A 1,058-nucleotide genomic window follows, 5' to 3' on the forward strand; every position below is an offset into this window, starting at 1 on the left:
CCCAAAATGGCCTTCATATCAGCAATGAGTTTTTCGGCCAAAGCAGTTGCTGCTGCCTCGCTTGATGACTCTGAGTAAATGCGGATAATAGGCTCGGTATTCGACCGTCGCAAATGTACCCATTCTTTACCAAATTCTATCTTTAACCCATCTATTGTACTGTAAGGTTGATCCCTGTATTTTTCTTCTACTCGCTTTAGCAAGCTGTCGATATCCATACCCGCTTGCAGCTCTATCTTGTTTTTGGAGATATAGTACTCCGGGTAGGTGCTTCTTAGTTGGGATATGGTCTTCTTTTCCCTGGCCAGATGCGTCAGGAACAGGGCGATACCTACCAAAGCGTCCCTGCCGTAATGCAGTTCCGGATAAATGATACCGCCATTGCCTTCACCGCCGATGATGGCATTCGTTTCCTTCATCTTGTTCACAACGTTTACCTCGCCTACCGCTGCGGCAGTGTAGGTGGAGCCCGATTGCTCGGTTACATCTCGTAATGCCCGAGTTGATGACAGGTTGGATACTGTGTTACCCGGGGTATGTTTTAAGATGTAATCGGCAACAGCTACTAATGTATATTCCTCACCGAACATGCTGCCATCTTCATTTACAAAGCACAGCCTGTCCACATCCGGGTCTACCACAATGCCCAAGTCGGCTTTGTTTTCCTTTACCGTTTCGGCGATAGCCGTCAGGTTTTCGGGCAGCGGTTCCGGATTATGGGGGAAGTGGCCGTTGGGTTCGGTATAGAGTTCGTAAATGGTTTCTACACCTAACGCTTTTAAGAGTGCGGGTACATAGATGCCTCCTGTAGAGTTTACGCAGTCTATCGCTATTTTAAAGCTCTCTTGTTTGATGGCTTCTTTGTCTACCAGTGGCAGGTTCAATATCAGGTCGATGTGTTTTTGCAAGTAGCTGTCGTCCTGGGTTACTTTGCCCAGGCTGTCTACTTCGGCATAGGTAAAGTCGCTTTGTTCGGCTATGTCCAGCACTTGTTTACCATCGGCATCGCTGATGAACTCGCCTTTCTCGTTCAGCAGTTTCAGGGCGTTCCATTGTTT

The 1,058-nt window shown here is 47.7% G+C and carries 1 protein-coding gene; it reads right to left on the minus strand.

Translation table 11 applies throughout. The features are described from left to right. The coding region (locus IM792_RS21165) for a phosphoglucosamine mutase (RefSeq protein WP_194103918.1) at positions 1 to 1,058 on the minus strand (1,058 nt) is incomplete at both ends.

The organism is Mucilaginibacter sp. JRF (assembly GCF_015223065.1).
GTDB lineage: Bacteria > Bacteroidota > Bacteroidia > Sphingobacteriales > Sphingobacteriaceae > Mucilaginibacter.